The organism is Paracoccus sp. 22332 (genome assembly GCF_052045125.1).
Taxonomy (GTDB): domain Bacteria; phylum Pseudomonadota; class Alphaproteobacteria; order Rhodobacterales; family Rhodobacteraceae; genus Paracoccus; species Paracoccus haematequi_A.
The window spans coordinates 110680-126633 of sequence record NZ_JBQEOI010000004.1 but is presented as its reverse complement, the minus strand read 5'-3'; the positions used below and the strand labels follow the sequence as shown (position 1 = coordinate 126633).

Genomic DNA, 15954 nt, shown 5'->3' with positions numbered 1-15954 from the left:
CGGGTTCCTCAGTGCGCGCAGATTAATGAGCCACGGCGGCGGCGGCGGCTTCGTCGATCAGACGGCCGGTGGTGAAGCGTTCCAGCGTGAAGGGCGCGTTCAGCGGATGCGGCTCGTCGCGGGCCACGGTCCAGGCCAGCAGATGCGCGGCGCCCGGCGTGGCCTTGAAGCCCCCGGTGCCCCAGCCGCAGTTGACATAGAGGCCCTTGATAGGCGTCTTGCCCAGGATGGCGCTGCGGTCGGGTGTCACGTCCACGATGCCGCCCCATTTGCGCAGCATCCGCATCCGGGTGAAGATCGGGAAGACCTCGCAGATCGCGGCCACGGTATGTTCGATCAGCGGCAGCCCGCCGCGTTGGGAATAGCTGGTGTATTGGTCGGTCCCGGACCCGATCACCAGTTCTCCCTTGTCCGACTGGCTGATATAGGCGTGGACGGTGTTCGACATGACCACGCAGGGGAAGATCGGCTTCACCGGCTCGCTGACAAGCGCCTGCAACGGGAAGCTTTCCAGCGGCATCCGCAGCCCGGCGCTGTCCATCACCACGCTGGTATTGCCCGCCGCCGACACCGCGACCTTTTTCGCGCGGATGAAGCCCTTGGCGGTGTCGACGCCGATCACCGCGCCGTCCGGCCCGCGACGGATCGCGTTGACCGCGCAGTTCTGGATGATGTCCACGCCACGGGCGGCGGCGGCGCGGGCATAGCCCCAGGCCACCGCGTCATGCCGCGCCGTGCCCGCCCGCATCTGCAACGCCCCGCCCACCACCGGATAGCGCGCGTCGGGGCTGATGTTCAGCGGCGGGCAGAATTGCTTGCATTCCTCTTTCGTCAGCCAGCGGTTGTCCACGCCGTTCAGCCGGTTCGAGTTCACATGCCGCTGGAAGGACTGCACGTCATGGACGTTATGCGCCAGCATCAGCACGCCGCGCTTGGAATACATGACGTTGTAGTTCAGATCCTGGGACAGGTTGTCCCACAGGTCCAGGGCGTGGTCGTACAGCTTGGCGCTTTCGTCATACAGATAGTTCGACCGGATGATGGTGGTGTTGCGGCCGGTGTTGCCGCCGCCCAGCCAGCCCTTGTCGATCACCGCGACATTGGTGATGCCGTGTTCCTTGGCCAGGTAATAGGCCGCGCCCAGTCCGTGGCCGCCCGCGCCGACGATCACCACGTCGTATTCGGCCTTGGGCTGGCTGTCGGGCCATTGCTCTCGCCAGCCCTTGTGGCCGTTGAGAGCCTGTTTAAGCAGCGAAAAGGCGGAGAAATGGGTCATGCGGGGCGAACCTTATGGGGCGATTCCGGTATGATTGCCAAAATGCCAGAAAGCCGCCCAGGCCGACTGGATCCCTGCGCCAGTGCGGTGTTACATTTGCGTCATGCGCGACACGCCCGCCCCCCATGATTCCCTGCGCCTGCGCGTCGGATTTCTTCTGGCGCGGCGCTTTACCCTGTCGGCCTTCGCGAATTTCGTGGACGTGCTGCGGCTGGCCGCCGACGAAGGCGATCGGTCCCGCCCGATCCGCTGCAACTGGCGGGTTCTGGGAACCTCTGGCCAGCCGGTGCAGTCAAGCTGCGGCGTGGCCATCGCCCCGGACGAGAAGCTGGGCGATCCGTCGCGTTTCGACTATGTCGTCGTGGTCGGCGGCCTGATCGACGAGATCGAGCGGCTGGAACCGGATTACCTGGCCTTCCTGCACCGCGCCGCCAAGGCGGGCGTGCCGCTGGTCGGCGTCTGCACCGGCGCCTTCATCCTGCACCGCGCCGGGCTGATGGACGAATACCGCTGCTGCGTCAGCTGGTTCCACCACGAGGATTTCCTGGAACAGTTCGACGGGCTGCGCCCGGTGTCCGACCGCATCTTCGTGGTGGACCGCGACCGGCTGACCTGTTCGGGCGGGGCGAGTTCGGCGCATCTGGCGGCCTTCCTGATCGACCGCCATATCGGCCGGGCGGCGGCGCAGAAAAGCCTGCACATCATGATCATCGACGAGGCGATGGCCGCCGACGATCCCCAGCCCGGCCTGCCGCTGGAACTGAAGACCGACGATCCCCTGGTCCGCCGCGCGCTGCTGATGCTGCAACAGAACATGGACACGCCGCCGCCGGTGGCCGATGTGGCCGCCCATTTGCAGGTCAGCCGCCGCAAGCTGGAACGCCATTTCGCCGCGTCCCTGTCGATGTCCCCGGCCGAGGCCTTCATGCGCGTGCGCCTGTCGCAGGTGCGGATGCTGCTGGCCCGGCCCGACCGCACGATCAGCCAGATCGCCGCCGAGACGGGCTTCTGCGACGCCTCGCACCTGATCCGGGTGTTCCGCGACGGTCTGGGGGTGACGCCGGAACAGTGGCGGAAAGCGCAGCGGGAAACGGTCCGCCTGCCCTGAGCCTCGGTCCGCGCGCGCCCGCTCAGCTTGCCAGGGCCAGCACCGTGTCCGTGCGGACGGGCAGGGCCACCACCGCAGCGGCCTTCTGCACGCCCCGTTCGCGATAGGGCGAGGTGCCGTAGCGGTCCCGATAGCATTTCGAGAAATGCGAGGAACTGGAGAAGCCGCAGGCGATGGCGATCTCGATCAGGGGCAGGTCGGTGTTCAGCAGCAACTGCCGCGCGCGGCCCAGGCGGGCTTCCAGGTAATACCGCTTGGGGCTGCGGTTCAGGTATCGCATGAACAGCCGTTCCAGCTGGCGGGTGGACATGCCCGCGTCCTCGGCCAGTTGTGACGGGCTGACGGGGCTTTCCAGATTCGCCTCGATCCGGGCCACGACGGCGGCCAGGCGGGGATGGCGGATGCCGATCCGGGTGGTGATGGACAGCCGCTGGTGGTCGCGCCCGGTGCGGATCGCGGTGTGCAGCATCTGGTCGGCGATCTGGGACGCAAGGTCGGGTCCATGGGTCTGGCCGATCCGGTGCAGCATCATGTCGATCGACGACGTGCCGCCGCCTGCCGTCAGCCGCGATCCGTCATCGACGAAGACCTGCCGGTGCAGCTGCACCTCGGGGAAGGTTTCGGAGAAGGAATCGTGGTTTTCCCAATGGATCGTGGCCCGTCGCCCGTCCAGCAGCCCGGCGCGGGCCAGGATATGCGCCCCGGTGCAGACCGCGCCCAGCACCGCGCCCGTCCGCGCCTGCCTGCGCAGCCAGGCCAGCACCGGGCGGCTGGCCTGGGCCGTGATGTCGTCGCCGCCGCAGACGATCACCACCTCGTCCCGCGTGACGGAGATGTCGTCGCCCAGGCCGCCGTCCAGCCGGATCTGGCTGCCGTTGGAACAGGCGGCGTAATCCCCCTGCGGCCCGATCAGACGCCAGTCGTAAAGGCGCGTCCCCGCCATCTTGTTGGCCAGCCGCAGCGAATCCAGGGCCGCGGCAAAGGGCAGCATGGTGAACCTGTCCAGAAGCAGAAAGGTGAAACGCCGGGTGGTCGGGGATTGCGCCATATGTCCTCTCCGTCGCGAAGGCTGCGGCTGTTCGTGACGGAAGCGTGACAGAGACGCGGGCTGCCGCGATGGATCTTCGCGGCAGAATGATATGAACCTTGCGTCACCTTCGCCTCGCCGCAGCCGGTCGCGCCATTGCCCCGGCGTCCTGTCCCGCGCTAGGTTACGCGCGGATGGATCAGCAGGGCGGGCAGGGGAATGCGGCGCGACGATCAGGAATACCCCGCCGCCTGCCATTGCGGCGCGGTCCGGTTCACCGTCCGGCTGGCCCAGGGCTTCGCCGGCATCCGCCGCTGTTCCTGTTCCTATTGCCGGATGCGCGGCGCGGTCGCCGTCTCGGCCGGGCTGAAGGACATCCGGTTCCAGCAAGGCCAGGACAACCTGACCCTGTATCGGTTCAACACCGGCACGGCGAAACATTATTTCTGCAAGACCTGCGGCATCTATACCCACCATCAGCGGCGGTCGGACCCGCAGCAGTTCGGGGTGAACGTGGCCTGCCTTGACGGCATCAGCCCCTTCGACTTTCCCGAGGTTCCGGTCATGGACGGCGTTGCCCATCCCTCGGACAAGGGCGGACCGGCGCGGGTCGCCGGGATCCTGCGGTTCCAGCCGCCGGACCGGGGCTGAACGGTCAGGCGGGCAGCCCGTCCTTGACCCGTTCCCAGGCCAGCGTCAGGTGATGGCCCAGGATCGCCGACAGGCGGGGCGCGTCGCGGGCCTCCAGGGCGGCGATCATCTCCTCGTGTTCGGCCACGGCACTGGCCCATTTCTCGGGGCCTTCATGGCCGATGAAGCGGATCCGCTTCAGCCGGGTCTGCAACACGCCGTGCATGTCCGACAGCGCCGCGTTGTCGGCAAGCGCCACGATGCCGGAATGGATCGCCTGGTTCAGCTTGTAATATTGCATTCGGTCGCCCGAATGATAGCAGGCGATCATCCGGTCGTGCAGGTCGCGGATCCCGCCGATGTCGTTGTTCGTCGCCAGTTCGCAGGCGCGGGTCGCGGCGAACTGTTCCAGGCTGCGGATCAGGTCGATCATGTCCCGCACCTCCTTGGCGCCGAAGGTCTTGACGACCGCGCCCCGGCTGGGGACCAGATCGACCAGGCCTTCGCTGGCCAGATACTTGATCGCCTCGCGCAGCGGGGTGCGCGACACGCCCAGGGCGGCGCCGATCTGGCCTTCGTTGATCCGGGTGCCGGGGGCCAGGTGGCCCTCGATGATCATGTCGCGCAGCCGCGAGACGATGGCGTCGTGCAGCGGCTGGCGTTCGATCCGGGCCGAATGTTCCGGGCTGGGTTGGGCGTTGACCGGGGTCACGAAGTCCTCCCTGACTGATTCTTATCGGTATGCGGCGGAATGTCACAAGTCAATCATGCGCGCTAAATGCTGCATACAGTATTATTGAACCGTCCGGTCCCGGCGTGCTAGCGTCCGCCCCGGAGGAGTGATTCGGGCAGGGGCGCCAGCCATGGCGCCGCGCCGCATCGGCCTTCGACGACAGAAGGAGGCTTTCGTGACCCTGCCCTGGACCGCCGAGACCTGGCCTATCGCCGCCGCGATGATTCCCTTTCCGGGGCGCCTGCCCGATGGCCGCCTGGTGCAGGACGCCGATCCCGCGGTCTGGGCCGAAAGCCTGGGCGAAGTGGCCGATGCCGGGTTCGATTTCGTGGACCCGACCGATTCCTGGCTGCGCGTCGCCGATCTGGACCCCGCGCGCCGGGCCGATTTCGTGGCGATCTGCCGCGACCTGGGCCTGTCGGTCCCTGCCATCTCGACCTCTCGGCGCAGCGTGATCGACCCCCAGCATGGCAAGGAATACCTGGCCTACAGCCACCGGGTGATCGACACCGCCGCCGAACTGGGCGCGGGCCATGTCAGCTTCGGCTTCTTCGGCCCCTTCACGCCCGCCCAGCAGAAGGCGCTGTGGTTCTGGACCGAACAGGGGGTGAAGAACCCCGACGACGCCGCGACCTACCGGCTGGCCGTGGACCGGATCCGCGACCTCGCGCGCCATGCCGCCGATCTGGGCATCCAGGTCGCCCTGGAAATGTACGAGGATACCTATGTCGGCACCGCCCGCGACGCGGTGCGTTTCGTCACCGACGTGGACCATCCGTCGGTCAAGCTGAACATCGACATCGGCAACCTGATCCGCCTGCACCGCCCGGTCGAGCACTGGTCCGAGATGATCGACCTCTGCGTTCCCTTCGCGGGCTATTGGCACGTCAAGAACTACTACCGGATCGAGGATCCCTCGGGTCTGGTCATGTCGCATCCCGCGCCGCTGATGGGCGGGACGATCAATTGGCGCGCGGCGATCCGCAAGGCGCTTGACGCCGGATTCGCCAGCCCGTTCCTTGTCGAGCATTACGGCGGCGACGGCCTGGGCGTCTGCGCCGAGAACCGCGACTATATCAAGCGCATCCTGTCGGGGAGGACAGTCCTGAAATGACCAAGGTGTTCGACAAGCCGGAAGATTTCGCCGCCGCGGCCCTGGCGGGCTTTTGCGCCGCCAATGCCGATCGCGTGCGGGCCGTGGCCCATGGCGCGGTGCGCGCCGCGCCGGGGCCGCGCGGCAAGGTGGCGCTGCTGGTGGGCGGCGGATCGGGCCATTACCCGGCCTTCCTGGGCTATGTCGGCACCGGCCTTGCCGATGCGGCGGTGGCGGGGGATGTCTTCGCCTCGCCCTCGACCGCCTGGATCCACGGGGTCGCCAAGGCGGCGAACCGGGGCGGCGGGGTGATCCTGGGCTTCGGGAATTATGCGGGCGACGTGCTGAACTTCGGCTCGGCTGCGGAACGGCTGCGGGCGGAAGGGATCGACGCGCGCATCCTGGCCGTGACCGACGACGTGGCAAGCGCCGGGGCCGACGAACGCGCCAGGCGGCGCGGCGTGGCAGGCGACCTGCCGGTCTTCAAGATCACCGGCGCGGCGGCGGAAGCCGGGCTGGACATGGACGCGGTGATGGCCGTCGCGGGCCGCGCGAACGACGCCACGGTCTCTTTCGGCGTGGCCTTCGACGGCTGCACGCTGCCGGGGCAGGGCACGCCGCTGTTCACGGTCGATGCGGGTCAGGTCGGCATGGGCCTGGGCATTCACGGCGAACCGGGCATCAGCACCCGGCCGATGATGCCCGCCGCCGATCTGGCGCGCACCCTGCTGGATCCGCTGCTGGCCGAACGCCCCGCCGGTCATGACGGCCGCGTCGCGGTGATCCTGAACGGCCTGGGCCGCACGAAATACGAGGAACTGTTCGTCCTGTGGCACCACCTGACCGGGCTGCTGTCGGATGCCGGCCTGACCCCGGTGGACCCCGAGGTCGGCGAATTCGTCACCAGCCTGGACATGGCGGGCTGCTCGCTGACCCTGACCTGGCTGGACGACGAGCTTGAGGGTTATTGGCGCGCGCCCGCCGACGCGCCCGCCTTCCGCAAGGGCACCGTCGCGCGCCCCGCCGCTGCCGCCGAGGACATCGGGGCCGATGCGGAAAGCGCGGCGCAGATCGTCGCGGCCGGCCCGGACGCGCAGTCGGCGGGCCGCTGCGTGGCGGCCCTGATCGGCCATGTCGCCAGGGCCTTGGCGGATGCCGAGGAAGAACTGGGCCGCATCGACGCGCAGGCGGGCGACGGCGACCATGGGCAGGGCATGGCGCGCGGTTCCGCCGCCGCCGCCGATGCCGCCGAAAAGGCGGTGCAGGCCGGTGCGGGGGCCGGGACCGTGCTGTCCCTGGCGGGCGATGCCTGGGCGGACCGCGCGGGCGGCACCTCGGGCGCGCTGTGGGGCGTGGCGCTGCGGGCCTGGGGGCAGGCGCTTGGCGATGACGGCAAGCCGTCCGTCCAGGCCGTCGCGCAGGGGGCGCAGGCCGCGCATGACGCCATCGTCCGGTTGGGCGGGGCGCAGGTCGGCGACAAGACCCTGGTGGATTCGCTGGTGCCCTTCGTCCAGGTGCTGAACGACCGTGTCGCGGCGGGCGACCCCCTGGGCATCGCCTGGGCCGCCGCCGCCGCCCGGTCGACCGAGGCCGCCGATGCCACCGCGCAACTGACCCCCAGGCTGGGCCGCGCGCGGCCGCTGGCCGAACGCAGCCTGGGCCACCCGGATGCGGGCGCGGTTTCGCTGGCGCTCTGCGCGCGGGTCGTGGGCGCGAACCTGCCCGGCTGAGGCAATTCCGGGACAGGCGCCGATCCGCGCCTGTCCCTTTCGACAGGCGGCATCGGGCAAAATCGAGTGGACCCGATGCAAAATTCTGCATACAGAATGTTACATAGAGGATGGGAATCATGCGCATAGCTTTGGCAATCGGCGACGCGGGTGGCGTCGGGCCGGAACTGGCGGCCAGGCTGCTGGCCGATCCGGCGATGCAGGACAACGACATCGTGGTGGTGGGTGACGCCAGCGTGCTGAAGATGGGCGCGACCCATGCCGGTGTGACGCTGGACCTGCCGGTGGTCGCGCCGGACCGGGTCGCCGAGGGCCTGCCCTCGGGCCATGTTCTGGTCGATCTGGGCAATATCCCGGCGGACAGGGTGACGCTGGGCCAGTCCAGCCCGGAAACCGGCGCGGCGTCGTTGCAGAACTTCGCCGCCGTGCTGCGGCTGGCCCGCGCGGGCATCGCCGATGCGGTGATGTTCACGCCCTTCAACAAGCATTCCATGCGCCTGGCCCGTCCGTCCTATATCGACGAGATCGGCTTCATCGACCGCGTTCTGGACACCGACCGTTCGGGCCGTGAATTCAACGTGCTGCAAGAGGTCTGGAACGCTCGCGTCACGTCCCACATCCCGCTGAGCGAAGTCGCCGGCCGGATGAGCGTGGAGCGGATCCTGGGCAGCCTGCGCCTGACGCATGAGGTGATGACCGGGGCGGGCAAGCCCAATCCGCGCATCGGCGTGGCGGCGCTGAACCCCCATGCGGGCGACGGCCGGAATTTCGGGACCGAGGATGACGACATCATCGCCCCCGCCGTCGCCGCTGGCGTGGCCGAGGGGATCGACGCCAAGGGACCGATCCCGTCCGACACCGTGTTCGTGCGCGCCGTGCGCGGCGAATTCGACGCTGTGCTGACCATGTATCACGACCAGGGCCAGATCGCGATGAAGCTGATGGGCTTCGATCGCGGCGTCACGCTGATCGCCGGTTACGGCTTCCCGATCGTCACCCCGGCCCATGGCACCGCCTTTGACATCGCGGGCCAGGGCAAGGCCGACCTGGGCGCCACGATGCAGGCGGCGCTGCTGGGCGCGCGCCTTGCGAAACTGAACCCCGCCCGCGACCCGCAGCCGCTGCCCGCCGACTGGGCCACGGCCGGGGTCGAGGGCGCGGCCGCGCTTGTCGCCGAATAGACCCGTTTTCCCGGTCCCCGGTCGGGGGCCGGTTCATCCCCGGAGGAGGAAACCCATGACCACGATCAAGACCGGCCTTCTGGCCGCGACCGCGCTGCTGCTGGCTGTCCCGGCCCAGGCCGAATGGGCGCCCAGCCGTCCCATCGAATTCGTCGTCGCGTCCGGCGCGGGCGGCGGCACCGACAACTTCGCCCGCACCATCCAGGCGATCCTGACCCGCGACGGGATCATCGACAACCCCATCGTCGTGCTGAACAAGGGCGGCGGATCGGGGGCCGAGGCCTTCCTCTATGCCCGCCAGAACGACGGCGACCCGCACAAGCTGATCTTCGGCACCAACAACGTCTATCTGCTGCCGCATGTCGCCAAGCTGGCCTATACGGTCGAGGATTTGCAGCCCGTGGCGGCGCTTGCGCTTGACGAATTCCTGGTCTGGGTCAAGGCCGACAGCCCCTATCAGACGGTGATGGATCTGGTGAACGCCGCCAAGGAGGCGCCGGGCACCATTCCCTTCGGCGGCAGCCAGTCCAAGGATACCGATGAAACCCTGGTCGCGCTGATCGAACAGACCACCGGCGCGGATTTCAAGTATATCCCCTTCAACGGCGGCGGCGAGGTCGGGGTGCAGCTGGCCGGCGGCCATGTGGCGGCCAACGTGAACAACCCCAACGAGAACGCGGGCCAGTGGCAGGCCGGGGCGGTCCGGCCGCTGTGCGTGTTCGCGCCGCAGCGGATGGCGGAAAGCGCCCCGATCAGCGGCGACATGGGCTGGCACGACATCCCCACCTGCAAGGAACAGGGGCTGGAGATCGACAGCTATCAGATGCCGCGCACCGTCTGGCTGCCCGCCGGGACCGAGCCTGACGTGCTGGCCTATTACGAGGCCGCGCTGCAAAAGGTCGCCGAAAGCGATGCCTGGAAGGAATACCTGGCCAAGACCTCGCAATCGGCAAGCTTCCTGACCGGCGACGAGCTGGCCAAGTTCATCGAGACCAGCGAAGGCAATGCCGTCAAGGTCTTCGAGGCCGAGGGCTGGACCGCGAAATAAGCACGACCGGCCCGCGCCGGATCCCGGCGCGGGCCATGACCACCAGAACAGGGGGGAGAGGATGACCGTCAAAGTCTTTCATGCCGAACTGGGCACCGCCGTCGCGACCGGGCTTCTGGGCGTGGCGGGCGTCGTCGGGGCGAACGAACTGGGCCATGGCTGGACCGAAAGCGGTCCCGAGGCGGGGTATTTCCCGTTCTATGTCGGCCTGATCCTGATCGGCGCAAGCCTGTGGAACCTGGTCGCCGCCTTCATCCATCATCGCCGGGCGCAGGCCCATCTTGCCGCTGGCGGAGAGGCCGACGAGCCGTTTCTGGACGGCGAACGCGCCCGCCGCCTGGGCATCTTCATCGCCGCCCTGCTGGCCTTCGTGGTCGTCACCCTGACCATGGGCATCTATGTCGGCTCGATCCTCTACATCACCTGGAGCGCGTGGCGTCAGGGCGGATACCGCCTGCCGCTGGCGCTTGGTACGGGCGCGGGCTTCGCGGTCGCGCTGTACGTGATCTTCGAGGTCATCTTCAAGATTCCGCTGCTGAAGGGCCCGATCGAGCCGCTTCTGGGCATCTACTAAAGGGCGGTCCGATGGGAAACTTTGATCTTCTGATGCATGGCTTCGGCGTCGCCATCACGCCGATGCACCTGATGCTGATGGTCGGCGGCGTGCTGATGGGGCTGATCGTCGGCGTGCTGCCCGGCCTGGGCGCGCCAAACGGCGTGTCGCTGCTGATCCCGCTGACCTTCGCGCTTGACCCGACCTCGGCCATCATCCTGCTGTCGTCGATGTACTGGGGCGCGCTGTTCGGCGGATCGACCACCTCGATCCTGTTCAACATTCCGGGCGAGCCGTCGTCGGTCGCCACCACATTCGACGGCTATCCCATGGCGCGGGCGGGGCAATCGACCCGCGCGCTGACGCTGGCCTTCATGTCGGCGGGCTTCGGCGCGCTGCTGGGGGTGATCGTCATCACCCTGCTGGCGGGTTGGGCGTCGAATTTCGCGCTGCGCTTCGGCGCGCCGGAATATTTCGCGGTCTATTTCCTGGCCTTCGCCGCCTTCGTCGGCATGGGCAGCGCCGCGCCCATGAAGACGCTGGTGTCGCTGGCCGCCGGTCTGCTGCTGGCCTCGGTCGGCATGGACAGCGTGACCGGATCCATCCGCCTGACCTTCGGCTTCGAGGATCTGCTGGGCGGCATCAGCTTCCTGGTCGTCGTGATCGGGTTGTTCGGCATCGGCGAACTGCTGTCCACCGTGCAGGAGGGACTGCGCTTCCGCGGCGTGGCGTCCAAGATCGACCTGCGCGACGTGTTCAAGACCATCGCCGAACTGCCGCGATACTGGGCGACCTATATCCGGTCGGGCCTGATCGGCATTTGGATGGGCATCACGCCGGGCGGCCCTACCGCCGCGTCCTTCATGTCCTATGGCATCGCCCGGTCATCCAGCCGCAAGGGCGCGCCCTTCGGCACCGGCCGCCCGGAAGGCATCGTCGCGCCGGAAACGGCCGACCACAGCGCGGGTTCCTGCGCGATGCTGCCGATGCTGGCGCTTGGGGTGCCGTCGTCCGCCACCGCCGCCGTGATGATGGGCGGGCTGATGATCTGGGGCCTGACGCCGGGACCGATGCTGTTCGCGACGCAACCGGATTTCGTCTGGGGCCTGATCGCCAGCATGTATGTGTCGAACCTGATCGGCGTCGTGCTGGTGCTGGCGACCGTGCCGATGTTCGCGGCGCTGCTGCGCATCCCCTTCACCATCATCGGCCCGATGATCGTCGCGATCTGCTTCGTCGGCGCCTATACGGTGTCGAACGCGACCTTCGATCTGTGGCTGGTGCTGATCTTCGGCCTGGTCGGATACCTGTTCAGCCGCCTGGATTACCCGCTGGCGCCGCTGGTCCTGGCGATGGTGCTGGGCCACAAGGCGGAAAACGCCTTCCATCAGTCGATGCTGCTGTCGGACGGGTCGCTGGGGATCTTCTTCTCGAATCCGCTGGTCAGCGGGATCATGGCGGTCGGCATCGCGCTTCTGGTGCTGCCCAAGCTGATGGCTTTCGGATCGCGCTTCCGGCGCCGGGTGCCTGTCGAATAAGGGAATACCATGAACCATCATCGCTATTTCGCCGGGCTGGATGCCCGGACGGTCGAATGCGTCATCGTCGGCACCGGCGGCTTCGGGCGCAGCTTCCTGGCGCAGGCGCGTCATGTGAAGGGGCTGGCCTGCCGCGTGGCGGTGGACCGCGATGCGGCCACGGCGGCGGGGGTCCTGGCCTCGGTCGGGGTGACGGACATCGCCGAATGCGCTGACCCGGCGGCTGCCCGCGCCGCCTGGGACGCGGGACGGGCGATCGCCGCCGCCGATCTGGCGGTGGTGGCGGACCTGCCCGTGGACGTGGTGCTGGAAGCCACCGGCAACCCCGAGGCCGGCGCCCGTCACGCGCGGCTTGCCATCCGGGCGGGCAAGCATGTCGTGATGGTCACCAAGGAAACCGACAGCGTGGCCGGGCCGATCCTGGCGCGGATGGCGGCGGAACGGGGTGTCGTCTGTTCGCCCATCGACGGCGACCAGCCCAGCCTGCTGATCGGGCTTGCCACCTGGGCGCAGGTGATCGGGCTGCGGATCGTCGCGGCGGGCAAGTCCAGCGAATACGATTTCGTCTTCAACCCCGCCACGGACGAGATCACCAGCAACGGCGTCACCGTGGACGCGCCGGGCTTTGGCGATTGGGTCGATGCGGGCGACCGCCCCTGGTCCCAGGTCGTGGCCGCCCGCGCCCGCCTGGTGCCGCTGCCGCAGCGCGCCGTGCCCGACCTGTGCGAGATGGTCGTGGTCGCGAACGCCCTGAACATGGCGCCCGACCGTCCCGATTACCACGCCCCCATCGCCCGGATCACCGAACTGGCCGACCTGATGGCGCCCGCCGCCGATGGCGGTCTGCTGACCGGGCAGGGGCAGCTTGACGTGTTCAACTGCCTGCGCCTGCCGGGGGAACCCAGCTTCGCGGGCGGGGTCTTCGTCACCGTCGCCTGCGAGGATGACGAGACCTGGGCGATGCTGCGCGACAAGGGCCATGTCGTCGCCCGTAACGGCCGCACCGCGATGATCGGCCTGCCGCGCCACCTGCTGGGCATGGAAGCCGCGACCACCGTCTTCGAGGCCGCGCTGCTGGGCGTGTCCTCGGGGGCCGAGAAACCGCGCCCGGTGATGGATCTGACCGCCCATGCCGATGCCGACCTGTCCGCCGGATCGTTGCTGGTGGCCGAGGGGCATCACCACACCATCGCCCATGTCTCGGGCCGGATGACGCCTGCGCGGGTGCTGGCCGATGATGCGCCGATTCCCTATTACCTGCTGTCGGGGCGTCGGTTGAAACGGGATGTGAAGGCGGGGCAGATGATCCTCTGCGGCGATGTCGATCTGGATACGGACTCTGAACTGTACCGCCTGCGCGCCGCGCAGGACGCCGTGACGGACTGGTCCTGACATGCTGCTGGGCTGCATCGGCGACGACTTCACCGGATCGTCGGATCTGGGCAATACGCTGACCCGCGCGGGGATGCGGGTGGTGCAGTATTCCGGCACGCCGGCCACCCCCGCCGCCCCCGATGTCGAGGCCGGGATCGTCGCGCTGAAATCGCGCACCATGCCGGTGGCCGAGGCCGTGCGCCTGTCGCTGGAGGCCTTGGACTGGCTGCGCGCGCAGGGCTGTCGGCAGTTCCTGTTCAAGTATTGCTCGACCTTCGATTCCACGCCGCAGGGCAATATCGGCCCGGTGGCCGAGGCTTTGGCGGATGCGCTGAAGGCCGACCGGGTGATCTTCTGCCCGGCCTTCCCGGCGACGGGACGGACGATCTTCCAGGGCCACCTGTTCGTGGGCGACCGGCTGCTGTCGGAAAGCGGGATGGAGAACCACCCGCTGACCCCGATGACGGACCCCGACCTGCGCCGCTGGCTGGCTTTGCAGGCGCGGGAAGGGGTGGGGCATGTTCCCGCCGCGACCGTCTGGCAGGGGCCTGAGGCCGTGCGCGCCGCATTGCGGGCGCAGGACCATCGTTTCGTGGTGGCGGACGCGATCCGGGACCAGGATCTGGTGGTGCTGGGGCAAGCCGTGGCCGATCAGGTGCTGCTGACCGGCGGATCGGGCATCGCGCTTGGCCTGCCCGGCAATTTCCGCGCCCAGGGGCTGCTGTCGGCGGAGGGCCCGCAATGGCGCGGGCAGGCGGGGCCTGTCGCGGCGCTGTCGGGATCCTGCTCTCGCGCCACGCGGGGGCAGGTGGCGCGGCATGTCGCGGACGGCCAACCGGCGATGGAGATCGACCCCGAGGCGGTGATGGCGGGCTGGACCACCGCGCGCGATGCCGCCGGTTGGGCGCTGTCGCAGAAGGGCCTGCCGCTGGTCTATTCCTCGGCCGATCCCGATGCCGTGCGCGCCGTGCAGTCCCGCCACGGGGCCGAGGCGGTTGCCCACAGGCTGGACGCCTTCTTCGCCGAATGCGCGCGCCTGCTGGTCGCGGGCGGCGTCACGCGCCTGATCACCGCGGGGGGCGAGACCTCGGGCGCGGTGGTCGAGGGGCTGGGGGTCAAGACGCTGGAGATCGGCCCCGAGATCGATCCCGGCGTTCCCGCGATCCGGGCGGGCGAAACCCTGGTCCTGGCCCTGAAATCCGGCAATTTCGGCGCCGAGGATTTCTTCGCCAAGGCCGCAGAAAGGCTGGCGGGATGAGCGAGGCCGCCCTGCGCGAACGGATCTGCCTGCTGGCGAAGTCGCTGTTCGACCGGGGCCTGACGCATGGGTCCACCGGCAATATCAGCGCGCGCACCGAAGACGGCGGGCTGCTGGTCAGCCCCACGGGGACCAGCTTCGGCCGTCTGGATCCGGCGCGGCTGTCGCGCTTCGACGCGGCGGGCAGGCATGTCGGCGGCGACAGGCCGACCAAGGAAATGCCGCTGCACAGCGCGTTCTATGAAACCCGCAACCGCACGGCGGCGGTGGTGCATCTGCATTCCTGCCACTCGGTCGCCTGGTCCACCTTGCCGGACGCCGACCCCGACGATTTCCTGCCGCCGATCACCCCCTATGCCTTCATGCAGCTGGGCCGGGTGAAGCTGCTGCCCTATTTCCGCCCCGGCGATCCCGCCATCGGCGATGCGGTGCGCGGCCTTGCGGGCAAGCGGTCGGCGGTGATGCTGGCCAATCACGGCCCGGTTGTCGCGGGCCTGGATCTGGACGCCGCCTGCAACGCCGTCGAGGAACTGGAGGCCACCGCCCGGCTGGCGATGCTGCTGCGCGGCACCACGCCCGCGATGCTGACGCCCGGACAGGTGGCGGACCTGGTGCGCCTGCACGACATCGCCTGGGGCGATTAGCGCAGCACGCGCCGCAGCCCGTCCTGCACCTTGAGAAGCGGATCGAGATACAGGCCCGCCAGATCCGCCGCCGCGGCCTGGACCGCCGCCACCCCGGTATTGATCGCCGCCACCACCCGGCCTTGCGCGGAAAACAGCGGCACCGCGATGGAGCGCAGGCCCAGCTCGACCTCCTGGTCGATCACCGCATAGCCGTCGCGGCGGGCGGCGTCGACGCGGGCCATGATCTCGGCCGGGTCGGTCAGGCTGTGCGGGGTGCGGGGCGTCAGGTCCGACGCCTCGACCACGCCGCGCGCCCGGTCGGCGGGCAGGGCGGCCAGCAGCACCCGGCCCATCGACGTGCAATGCGCGGGCAGCCGCGATCCGGGCATCAACCCGATGGACATCACCCGCCGCTGCGCCGCGCGGGCCAGATAGACGATCTCGGTCCCGTCCAGGATCGAGACGGATGTGGACTGGCCGATCCGTTCGGACAACTGGTCCAGCCAGGGCTGGACCATCTGCGCCAGCGGCATCGCGGCAAGTGCGCCCATGCCCAGCCGCAGGACGCGGGCGGTCAGGGTGAAGAACTTGCCGTCGTAATCGGCATAGCCCAGGTCGTGCAGCGTCAGCAAGCAGCGCCGGGCGGTGGCGCGGTCCAGGCCCGTCGCCGCCGAGATGTCCGAGATCGACATGCGCGGGTGGTCGGCGGTGAACGCCTCGATCACGCGCAGGCCCTTGGCAAGCGATCCGATGGTGTTCTTGTTCGTCATGCGCACAGG

The 15954-nt window shown here is 68.8% G+C and carries 15 protein-coding genes; 11 read left to right on the top strand and 4 right to left on the bottom strand.

All coding sequences use genetic code 11. From position 1 onward, the window contains the following. Positions 1 to 22 precede the first annotated feature (22 nt). On the bottom strand, positions 23 to 1276 hold the full coding sequence (locus tag ACTJI6_RS06395; RefSeq protein ID WP_440798861.1) for a sarcosine oxidase subunit beta family protein: 1254 nt from the start codon (positions 1274 to 1276) through the stop codon (positions 23 to 25). 103 nt (positions 1277 to 1379) lie between these two features. On the opposite strand from ACTJI6_RS06395, the gene ACTJI6_RS06390 reads away from it, so the two are divergent. Continuing rightward, positions 1380 to 2384 carry a GlxA family transcriptional regulator gene (locus ACTJI6_RS06390; RefSeq protein ID WP_440798859.1) on the top strand — a complete coding sequence of 335 codons (1005 nt, stop codon included), beginning with the start codon at positions 1380 to 1382 and terminating at the stop codon, positions 2382 to 2384. Positions 2385 to 2406: 22 nt separating this feature from the next. Here ACTJI6_RS06390 and ACTJI6_RS06385 read toward each other — a convergent pair whose 3' ends face one another. Further along, a complete protein-coding gene (locus ACTJI6_RS06385) occupies positions 2407 to 3432 on the bottom strand; it encodes a GlxA family transcriptional regulator (RefSeq protein WP_440798857.1) in 1026 nt (341 codons plus the stop codon). Between the two features lie 198 nt (positions 3433 to 3630). On the opposite strand from ACTJI6_RS06385, the gene ACTJI6_RS06380 reads away from it, so the two are divergent. Further along, entirely contained in the window at positions 3631 to 4062 is a 432-nt protein-coding gene (locus ACTJI6_RS06380) for a GFA family protein (RefSeq protein ID WP_440798855.1), read from the top strand. A gap of 4 nt (positions 4063 to 4066) precedes the next feature. Here ACTJI6_RS06380 and ACTJI6_RS06375 read toward each other — a convergent pair whose 3' ends face one another. Then, entirely contained in the window at positions 4067 to 4753 is a 687-nt protein-coding gene (locus ACTJI6_RS06375; protein ID WP_440798853.1) for a GntR family transcriptional regulator, read from the bottom strand. A 196-nt stretch (positions 4754 to 4949) separates the two neighbouring features. Between ACTJI6_RS06375 and ACTJI6_RS06370 the strand changes: the two genes are divergently transcribed. The 9 genes from ACTJI6_RS06370 to otnC all read left to right on the top strand — a co-directional run bounded on the left by ACTJI6_RS06370 (position 4950) and on the right by otnC (position 15193). After that, complete coding sequence (locus tag ACTJI6_RS06370) at positions 4950 to 5888, top strand: sugar phosphate isomerase/epimerase family protein (protein WP_440798851.1); 939 nt, start codon at positions 4950 to 4952, stop codon at positions 5886 to 5888. After that, complete coding sequence (locus ACTJI6_RS06365) at positions 5885 to 7597, top strand: dihydroxyacetone kinase family protein (protein WP_440798849.1); 1713 nt, start codon at positions 5885 to 5887, stop codon at positions 7595 to 7597. Before ACTJI6_RS06370 ends, ACTJI6_RS06365 begins: the two co-directional genes overlap by 4 nt. A 119-nt stretch (positions 7598 to 7716) precedes the next feature. Next, entirely contained in the window at positions 7717 to 8778 is a 1062-nt protein-coding gene (locus tag ACTJI6_RS06360) for a 4-hydroxythreonine-4-phosphate dehydrogenase PdxA (protein ID WP_440798848.1), read from the top strand. A gap of 55 nt (positions 8779 to 8833) precedes the next feature. Then, entirely contained in the window at positions 8834 to 9826 is a 993-nt protein-coding gene (locus ACTJI6_RS06355) for a tripartite tricarboxylate transporter substrate binding protein (protein ID WP_440798846.1), read from the top strand. Between the two features lie 61 nt (positions 9827 to 9887). Beyond that, positions 9888 to 10400 carry a tripartite tricarboxylate transporter TctB family protein gene (locus tag ACTJI6_RS06350; protein WP_440798844.1) on the top strand — a complete coding sequence of 171 codons (513 nt, stop codon included), beginning with the start codon at positions 9888 to 9890 and terminating at the stop codon, positions 10398 to 10400. A gap of 11 nt (positions 10401 to 10411) precedes the next feature. Beyond that, positions 10412 to 11917 (top strand): tripartite tricarboxylate transporter permease, encoded by a 1506-nt coding sequence (locus tag ACTJI6_RS06345; RefSeq protein ID WP_126154271.1) that lies wholly within the window; start codon positions 10412 to 10414, stop codon positions 11915 to 11917. A gap of 9 nt (positions 11918 to 11926) precedes the next feature. Further along, the gene (locus tag ACTJI6_RS06340; RefSeq protein WP_126154270.1) at positions 11927 to 13309 is read left to right on the top strand and encodes a Gfo/Idh/MocA family oxidoreductase; all 1383 of its coding nucleotides are present in this window, start codon (positions 11927 to 11929) and stop codon (positions 13307 to 13309) included. A 1-nt stretch (position 13310) separates the two neighbouring features. Further along, positions 13311 to 14549, top strand: a complete 1239-nt coding sequence (gene otnK, locus ACTJI6_RS06335) for a 3-oxo-tetronate kinase (protein WP_440798841.1) — start codon at positions 13311 to 13313, stop codon at positions 14547 to 14549. Beyond that, complete coding sequence (otnC, locus tag ACTJI6_RS06330) at positions 14546 to 15193, top strand: 3-oxo-tetronate 4-phosphate decarboxylase (RefSeq protein ID WP_126154268.1); 648 nt, start codon at positions 14546 to 14548, stop codon at positions 15191 to 15193. The genes otnK and otnC overlap by 4 nt, the downstream gene beginning before the upstream one ends. On the opposite strand, the gene ACTJI6_RS06325 is transcribed toward otnC, so the two are convergent. Then, a complete protein-coding gene (locus ACTJI6_RS06325) occupies positions 15190 to 15945 on the bottom strand; it encodes an IclR family transcriptional regulator domain-containing protein (protein ID WP_440798839.1) in 756 nt (251 codons plus the stop codon). The two genes, otnC and ACTJI6_RS06325, sit on opposite strands and share 4 nt — an antisense overlap. Between the last annotated feature and the right edge of the window lie 9 nt (positions 15946 to 15954).